The organism is Halalkalibacter kiskunsagensis, assembly GCF_037027555.1.
GTDB classification, from domain to species: domain Bacteria; phylum Bacillota; class Bacilli; order Bacillales; family Bacillaceae_D; genus Halalkalibacter; species Halalkalibacter kiskunsagensis.
This window is the reverse complement of sequence record NZ_JAXBLX010000078.1, coordinates 1-9,274: the sequence shown is the minus strand read 5'-3', so window position 1 is coordinate 9,274 and position 9,274 is coordinate 1. Positions and strand designations below refer to the sequence as shown.

The 9,274-nt window shown below is 36.5% G+C and carries 7 protein-coding genes; 2 read left to right on the top strand and 5 right to left on the bottom strand.

Annotation, left to right across the window (positions count from 1 at the left end; genetic code table 11):
- Positions 1-165: 165 nt before the first annotated feature.
- Complete coding sequence (locus SLH51_RS23835) at positions 166-606, bottom strand: hypothetical protein (RefSeq protein ID WP_335964080.1); 441 nt, start codon at positions 604-606, stop codon at positions 166-168.
- Positions 607-1,038: 432 nt separating this feature from the next.
- Between SLH51_RS23835 and SLH51_RS23830 the strand changes: the two genes are divergently transcribed.
- Positions 1,039-1,587, top strand: coding sequence for a recombinase family protein (locus tag SLH51_RS23830; protein WP_335964081.1), 549 nt, complete (start codon positions 1,039-1,041; stop codon positions 1,585-1,587).
- Between the two features lie 173 nt (positions 1,588-1,760).
- Entirely contained in the window at positions 1,761-4,712 is a 2,952-nt protein-coding gene (locus SLH51_RS23825; RefSeq protein WP_335964079.1) for a Tn3 family transposase, read from the top strand.
- 232 nt (positions 4,713-4,944) lie between these two features.
- Here the strand turns inward: SLH51_RS23825 and SLH51_RS23820 are convergent, their stop codons facing one another.
- The 4 genes from SLH51_RS23820 to SLH51_RS23805 form a co-directional block, all read right to left on the bottom strand.
- Positions 4,945-5,274, bottom strand: a complete 330-nt coding sequence (locus SLH51_RS23820) for a DUF4387 domain-containing protein (RefSeq protein WP_335964078.1) — start codon at positions 5,272-5,274, stop codon at positions 4,945-4,947.
- A complete protein-coding gene (locus SLH51_RS23815; protein WP_335964077.1) occupies positions 5,267-6,640 on the bottom strand; it encodes an acyclic terpene utilization AtuA family protein in 1,374 nt (457 codons plus the stop codon). The genes SLH51_RS23820 and SLH51_RS23815 overlap by 8 nt, the downstream gene beginning before the upstream one ends.
- A gap of 466 nt (positions 6,641-7,106) precedes the next feature.
- Complete coding sequence (locus SLH51_RS23810) at positions 7,107-7,901, bottom strand: alpha/beta fold hydrolase (protein WP_335964076.1); 795 nt, start codon at positions 7,899-7,901, stop codon at positions 7,107-7,109.
- A gap of 26 nt (positions 7,902-7,927) precedes the next feature.
- Entirely contained in the window at positions 7,928-8,986 is a 1,059-nt protein-coding gene (locus tag SLH51_RS23805) for an SDR family oxidoreductase (protein ID WP_335964075.1), read from the bottom strand.
- Positions 8,987-9,274: the final 288 nt, after the last annotated feature.

Genomic DNA, 9,274 nt, shown 5'->3' with positions numbered 1-9,274 from the left:
GAGTGAGTGGCTAGTTCTTGCTCGACGGGAATCCCACCCGCTATATGATACGACCTAGGCTCGGCCGCACAACTGCCACGTTAGTAAAAAAGCGATTGCCTGTTAAGCAATCGCTACCCGTTACTTTCTGTACATTCATTCACAAATCTTCGTTCTAATTGAAATCTAAGAATGCCTAATCCAAATTTTCCAATCAATACTTTCATCTATCTTAATAACGCTTGCACTTTCTATTACTGTAACACTACTTTCCATATATCCTACTTCGTAACCATATTCATCATTTCTAATAATGGTTTGGATGTTCCCTTGCCCTTCAAAGGGTCCGCTCATTAAAACTATTTCTTGTGCAGACCATTGACCGTCTTGGTTATGGACATCAGCGATCCAAATATCGTTATCGTTCATCGCTCCTTTAAAGACTATCAAAACCAAGTCATCATTAACCTCATAAGAACCATAAACGTGTATTTCTCTTTCTTTGCCAACTTCTTCTATCATCTTCAACGCATCTTCAGGTGAATTAATTGTTTCTGGATTATCGCCATTACATCCAATAAGTAAGAAAATAAATAAAAAGGCTACTAATATCAAGTTTAATTTCAAATTTCATCCTCCTCTTTTTAAATTCTATATACAATAACATTCACCTTTCTCGAAAGTCTCATTTGAACTAACCCTGCCCTTTACTTTAAGTCAATCTTTCACAATCTCTTAGTATTTTAACATAAATATCCAATTTAACTACCAAATGTTATTCAAGAAAATGGCCCGATTGTGGAATAGAATGATTGAAGTTTTTAACTTTATTATCATAAAACATATAATATCAAAAGTTTATCGTTACTTTTTATAAAGTAGACTTTTTTATGTAATTACCGTAACAAAAACGTTCATTTATGTTACATGAAGAGGAAGGAATGTCTTGTCTACAAATCTAGCATAAATTTAGTAACAAAAATATGTAACAAAATGTTTTGTAACAATATTAACTATTTTATAGTTTTGGTACAATTATGTTGAAAGGTGAGGATGAAATTGAAGTTTGGCTATATGCGTGTTTCTACATTTGATCAATATTTGGATCGTCAAAAGAAACAACTTGAAGAATTTGGATGTGAACGTATTTTCTTTGAAAAAGTAACCGGAACAAAACGAGATCGACCGGAGTTGAATTGTATGATGGAGTTTCTTCGTCCTAAAGACACAGTCGTTGTAACAGATCTTACTCGATTGTCACGTTCTACAAAAGATCTGATTGAGATCACAGAACTTATTTCTCAAAAAGGGGCACACTTGAAAAGTTTAAAGGAATCATGGCTCGATACAACAACAGCACATGGAAAAATGCTGTTTACTATTTTCGCTGGTATTGCTCAATTTGAAAGGGATTTAACTTCTGAACGGACGAAGGAAGGAATTCAAGCTGCAAGGAAAAGAGGGAAACATCCTGGAAGACCGAAAACCGATGAGGAAAAGGTTAATTATGCCCTATATCTTATCGATCAAGGCATGAGTCGTACAGATGCTGCAGCGAAAGCTGGTATCTCAAGAATGACTCTGTACCGCAAGATTCAAAAAAAATAATAAGGCTGACCGGTAACCAATGGAAACAAGGGTTACTTGAACAATGCTTACAGCCTACATTGCACCGTTTGTACGAACATTAACATTCCCCCTATACCATCGAATTAAAAAATCTTTTAGGTTTTTAAAACTACAATAAATCTGAAATCGTGATTTCAATTGAGAGGTACAGAATGAAAAAACAATGGGAATTAGATGAACTAATCGGTCATTTTACATTGATAGAGCCTGAGAAACAGTTGATAGAAAACAAATATTCCAATTCAAAACTTGGTTACGCCGTCCTCATGAAGTTTTTTCAGCATGAAGCCAGATTTCCAGCTAAACCTAGCGATATTCCCAAAGTAGTGATTGACTTTATCGCTAAGCAACTTAAGATCCCTTCAGAAATGTTTGATCAGTACTCTTGGAGTTCCAGAACCTTGACGAATCATCGGAACGAAATTCGAAAACTATATGGTTTTCGTGAAGGGACACTCCAAGATGAGAAAGAGGTTACTCATTGGTTGCAGGAGAAGGTATGGGACTATGCTCAAGAGTTTGAACCTTTGAAAGAGGCTTTCTACGCTGAATATAGGCGTAGAAAAATAGAGCCTCCTACTAATGACCGGATTGAGCGAATGGTCAAATCTGCCCTTTGGAATCAAGAACAGCAATTTTACCAAGATACATATCAAAAGCTTTCTCCTAATTCAATCTCACGTATGGATGCACTGATGGAATCATGGGTTGACATGGAGAACGAAGAGACGGGGGATGAGAAAGAGGATAAAAACAAAATCACGTTTCGCAAAATTACACTAGGACCAGGTCGAGTAAGCAAAGATACGTTACTTTTGGAGATCAACAAGTGGAAAACGCTATTTATGCTGGAGCTTCCATATGATCTATTTAACTCCATCCCACCCAAGGTATTAAAACGGTATCGATTGCGTGCTGTTTCCGAAGAAAAAAGAGAGCTGCGTAGACATCAACCAGCCACTCGTTATACATTACTAGCTGCGTTCTTTTGGTCTAGAATCAAGGAGATAGCTGATAGTTTAATCGAAATTTTAATCACTCTCATCCATAAAATTGATGGTCGTGCAGAGAAAAAGGTCACGAAGGAACTTATTTTAGAAGTAAAAAAAATACATGGCAAAAATAACATTCTGATCTCACTATTAGAAGCTGCGTTAGAAAATCCAGATGGAATTGTGAAAGATATACTCTTTTCTTTAGTTGACACCGACACCTTAGAAAGCATTATTAAAGAATTGAAATACAAAAAATCGGTTTATCAAGAAAAAGTATATTGGAAGATACGTAGCTCCTATAGTAGCTCGTACCGTACAGCAGTGATAGAATTGCTGAAAACATTGGATTTTCGTTCCAATAATCAAAATCATCAGCCCATTATTAAAGCCATTGAGTTGATTCGTAAATATTCAGGTGCTACTCAAATCAATTACGCTCTTGATGATGATATTCCTACGGGTAAGGACATTATCCCTGCGAAATGGAGAGAACATGTAATGGAAAGTGATTCTAAAGGGAATGAGAAAGTGAACCGAATGAACTATGAAATTTGTGTTCTTCATGCCCTTCGAGATAAATTAAAATGTCGAGAAATTTGGGTAGCAGGCGCCGATCGTTACCGCAATCCCGATGAACATATTCCATCTGACTTTGCTACACGCCGAGAAGAACACTATGCTACCCTGAAGCTACCTCTCAATGTAGAAGAAAAGATTACAGAATTACAACTGGAGATGCATGACAAGCTAACCATGCTAGATCAAGATCTGCCTAAAAACAAAAAGGTATCCATTTCCGAATACAAAGGAGGATGGATTTCCCTTGCTGATTACGAAAAACAGCCTGAACCCAAACACTTAGCTCATCTCAAACAAGAGATCGCTAGTCGGTGGCCAATGACTCATCTCATTGATATTTTCAAAGAAACCGACTTACGGGTTAGTTTTACAGATCTCTTTCAAACATTAGCCACCCATGAACGGTTGGATCGGAAAACCATTCAAAAACGATTGCTTCTATGCCTTTTTGGACTCGGAACGAACACAGGGATAAAAAGAGTTGCTGCTGGGCATGCCGATGTTACCTACAAAGACTTGCTGTATATTAAGCGAAAATACATTTACAAGGATAACTTAAAGGCGGCCAATGAACATGTAGTAAATGCCATTTTAGCAGATCGTTTAGAAGAGATTTGGGGGAAGGGAACCACTTCCTGTGCCTCCGATTCCACCAGAGTGGTAGCATATGACCAAAATTTAAGAACACAATGGTTCCCACGCTATCGCGGTCCTGGAGTTTCGGTATATTGGCATGTAGAGAGGAAATCCATGTGTATTCACTCTCAAGTCAATACTCCCAATTCTTCTGAAGTTGCTGCTATGCTTCATGGATTGTTAAATCACAACACCAATAAAGAAATTGACAAAAATTTTGTCGATACCCATGGACAAAGTGATGTGGGTTTTGCTTTTTGTTATTTACTTGGTTTCAAACTAATGCCACGTCTGAAAAACATAAATACACAGAAACTGTACAAGTCGAAATTAGGAGTCGACTATCCCCATTTGCAACCTGTTCTCTCACAAAAAACCATTGACTGGGACTTAATTCGCCAACAGTATGATGAAATGGTGAAATATGTAGCTGCTTTACGATTAAATGTAGCTGACACTGAGTCCATTTTAAAGCAATTTTCGAAAAATACTTCTCATCCTACGTATAAAGCATTGCAGGAGTTGGGAAAAGCGTTGAGAACTATCTTTTTATGCGAGTATCTACATTTTGAAGAAGTACGTAAAGAAATCCAGGCTGGATTAAATGTCGTGGAAAACTGGCATTCAGGCAGTGACTTTGTCTTTTATGGAAAAGGTGGAGAAATACAAAAAAATCAACCAGAAGAACAAGAAATTGCTATCCTTAGCCTCCACTTACTGCAAAATTGCTTAGTCTATATTAATACTCTGAAAATCCAACATATCCTAAAAGAAAAAGAATGGATAGATCAGATGACCGAGGAGGATTTCCGAGCTCTAACTCCTCTAATTTACAATCATATCAATCCATACGGTGAGTTTCGTATGGATCTGGATCAACGACTAGCTCTATAATGAACCTTTCAAATAAAAAGAACCGATTCTTAAGCATGGGTCGGTTCTAATTCTATTATTTAGATAAATTGCGTTTCGTGTCACGGTTGCTGGTTCTACCCCTTATAGGTATCCTCTTATTTCTTACCTATTTTTAAAAGACAATGCGTTACCTACTTCTTTTCCAATGATTTGAAAAAAGAACCCCACTTTCAAGTGGAATTCTTTGGCTTTTTCGTAAAAATGACGTATGCTATTTGGATTCATCAATCTCAAATTCAAGGGTTAATAAAGGTCCGTGCTGTTGAGCCCCGTACACATCGCTTTCGCCCAAACTTCCAGCAACCCGTGGTCTGACAATTGTAGCTTTGACTGCGTATGCCGGTTCAAATTCAACAACAGAGATCACTTGTTTAACTGGTATGTGATATAAAGAAGCGATTAGTTCTTTCGTTATTACCTTGCTCTCTTTCACTTGTTGAAATATTGCTGGACTTTTAAAAATGATATCAAGCGTTAATTCATAAGGTCCTGCATTCTTACTCCTTATAACACTAGCTATTTCTGTAATCTTCTTAATCATTCGTTCTGCCTCCAATCATCTCCACCTTGATAGGGAATAAGTGGTATGGGTCGTCTACCTCAAGTAAATGATGAACATTAAATTGATAGACAACACCCGCCTCAAGATCAGAAGGGGAATATGGAAAAGCGAGATTTCCGGCTGTTGAGACACGGCCTGGGTAGCCAAAATGTAACATCGTTGAGCGCGCGAAACTACAGATCGTATTCGCCAAATCTTCTCTATCAGCTACAGCTTCAATGATGATTCCTATTTCAGTAGGATTCATTTTTTCCGGTTCTAATTCTCCCATAACTCCATTTTTTCCGTAAATGGTAAAAAAGAGTTCATAGTTTGATTCAATCGTCCTGAAGTTATCAGCAACACGCTCTCTTACCCCTTCAACAATTTGATCGATTTCTTTAATGAAAATGGGATCTCTTGCTCCTGCAATCGATACCGTTCTATATCCTATTGGCTTTGCTCCCTCAAGTTTGATCGTATATGGATGCTCTTTTATGTACTTACTTCCTGACACTTTTACAGTCGTTTCTGAATATTGTTCAAATTTTGTTTCATGAAGGTCTAAGTATCCTCCTGGTCCTGGAAGAATATATGGATTGGATTTTTCATACAATGTATGTGCAGCGACAGATGTAGTTGTACATTTACGGGTCGGATTCAAAGGTTCTAAAAGGAAATGATCCTCTCTGAGATAAGCAATCATGCAATCACTGCCACTCCCCGGAATAGCTGCTATTGAAGCACATTCAAGAATTTTCCCCATGTGAAGCGCTAGCCCTTTATCGAAGCCTTCTTTAATCGGCAACGCTGCAAATACAGTAGGATCATATGCTCTCCCCGCAATGATTACCTGAGCTTCTTCTTCTAGTGCCTTGATAATGGGCTCTACACCTATCTGCCCTACAATATGTGTGCTCTTCTGTATTTCTTCCACTGAAAGCGATATCCCAGGCTCTAGTACCTTCACATTGTCTTCCGCGATTTGCGCCTTTAAGAATTCTTTGTCCACTTGCGCCGGAATGACCGCAAGCTTACATGTTAGATTAGCTTCTTCTACTATTTCTCGTACGATCTCTACACACCAATTTAGATGAGGTGTTGCCCCTGATCCCCCAGCTGTTCCTACGATAACAGGTATATTCCTCTCCACCCCAGCTTTCAGAATTGACTCTAGATCACGTTTTACCGCTATCCGATCTGTGAAAGACTTTCCCGATCCGAGATAGTATGGACCAGGATCGATTGAGCCTCCATCTACTGCAATGACATCTGGTTCTTTCTCAAGTCCAGCTTCAAATGATGAAATTGGGAATCCGTATCCCAATATAGCTGTTGGTGATAATACTCTCATTTCACGCATCATACTTCCCCCATTCATTTTCATTTCAATTACCGTTATACTCTCCTATTGATCTCATCAATTAAAAAGCAATAAGCTTCGTTTTTAATAGGTTATTGTATCCAATTTTATGAAGGAAAGGAGAATCAATTCCTTCATAGCTATGTATTTCAATAGGCACATCGCTGTGTTTCATCAATCCGTTGAATTTATTTTTATCGTTATACATTCTTCTCTTTTTGTATGTACTCTATTAAGGAATTCCCAGTACGCAAAATATGTTGTTCTAAGAATCTTTCGGCTTGACTAATTTAACTTTCCATTTGTTTATCCTTTCAACATTGAATAGAATTCAAACAAGTTAACCTTCTGCACAAACTTTATAAATGTGGTGTGAGCTTAACTTTTTCATGCTAAGCTCACGAATATCTACATGCTTTTGTGCTAGCCCCCTTTTCAGTAAAAAAGACAAGAGAATCCATCTTCTTCCTTACCCTACTAGTTTACCTTCACTACTTTCTCTAATAAAATCTATTGAAATTTCATTAAAATATTCATGGTCTTCAATGTTACACACGTGTCCACTCTCTTCTACCACAATTAATGTACCAGGGAATGTGTGATTGATTTCTTTTTTTATTTGTGGAAGAAACATATAATCGTATTCTCCCATAATACATAGTGTTGGAATATCTAAATCACCATTTCGGATTTCTTGATGATTAGCATCAACATCTTCTGTTATCCGGAACCATTTCATAAACTCCTTTTGATCCATCTTTTTAGCTTCTCTTCCAAACAATTTTCTTGATTCTTCGTGTCGTTTTCTCGGCATCATAATCCAAGCAAATAAATTATATAACCACATAAAAGGAATTCTTTTCTTTACGATATTGCCAGCAGAAATTAAGAACTTAGAACGGAGATTAAACCCTATTATTAGACCACCCAGTATCATGGACTGTACTTTTTTAGGTGAATGATATGCTACATTTCTAATAACAATGCTTCCTAACGAAATGCCCATAAAATGGGCCTTTTGAATATTGAGATGTTCCATTACCTCTACCACGTCTTGACTAGCCTTTGCAAATGTATACATTTCATCCTCAGTTTTTTTATTAGCCGATCTTCCATGACCTCTCAATTCAACTAATAACAAATTGAAGTGTTTTCTCAAGTCTTTTATTTGTTTAAACCAAATCGTTGAACTTCCACCTAATCCGTGAACCAAAACAATCCATTCATGTTTAGCTGATCTCTCATAAGTTTTGTAATATAACATAAATTCTCCTTTATAAAGGGTGATATTTATAATAGAATAGGTTGCTTTTCTTCCTTCTTATATCCGTAGATAATCGTCGTTAACATTTTCTTATCCATCTTTAATACCTTGTTATTAAGCAGCTGTCGTGTATTTGTTATTTTAAAATCAATATCGCGATTTACATAAATCGTAAAATTCGATATAAATTCATTTAAAATTGCTTCCTCTTTTGTTAATGTTGTATTTTCTTTTGTATTAAATTTAATGTGAGGAAAATCTAGCAGCTCCCCAATAATTTTTAGCCCTTCATGGTTTACTGGTGGATTAGGGTTTGTAATGTGATAGATCGTCTTATTTTTTGCACTCTTTAATCCAGCCATTAGAACATGACAAACATAATCTACTGGCACTAAATTTTGAGTCCCCGATCGATTCCCTATGATACTAAATTCCTTATCGCTATAATCACCTATTCTAGCTATTCTTTTTTTGAATATCTCAAGACCTTTGATAAATCCATATAATCCAAAGGTAGAATCTGTTTCGCCTGTTTCAGAATTGCCAACAATAATTGATGGCCTAAAAATGGAAACTTTCATACTATCACTATAGGACATAACTAAATGCTCAGCCCTACATTTCGTTTCCTCATAAGGATTATTAAATTCTTGCTCAACTTCATGCAAAGATTCTACAGCAACATTTTTCTTCCCTAACGTATAAGCCGTACTAATATAATGATAGGATTTCACACCCATATTCTTTGCGAATTCTAACGTATATTTAGTTCCCATTTCATTAACTTTGTATAACTCATCTGCCATTTTAAAATCAAACGATAGCAATGCTGCTATATGAAAAAAGACATCTATATTCCCTTTAAGTTTGCTTTGATTTTCTTTAGAGATCCCTAGTTGATAGTCAGAAAGATCCCCTTCAATGATCTCAATTTGTGAGTGTTGATGTAGTGGAATTTTGCTTAATAAAGCCTTACTCTTTTTTGTTGACCGTACTAATACAAATACTCGGTAATTCGAATCTACTAGTTGCTGGATAAATTGGGTTCCTAAGAAGCCTGTTCCACCAGTTATAAATATATTCATATAGTTCCCCTTTCGTTATCCGTTTCAAGAAGTTCAAACCCATTATACACAACTTATCAAGCCTATCCGTGTGAAAAATCCTTCAATTGTGTGAAGTTTCGTTATATTTATACATTACGATGTTTTTATACCGTATTTTAGTGAACTACATATTCCTTTGCTAAGATAACATTACCGGAACCCTAATAAAGCAACCCCAACTGTTTTAGCCGAAGCCACTGAAAAAGTCTCGAAAGCATTTACTACTCTTTTTTTTGAGCAGTAAATGCTTTTTATTTGATTTATAAT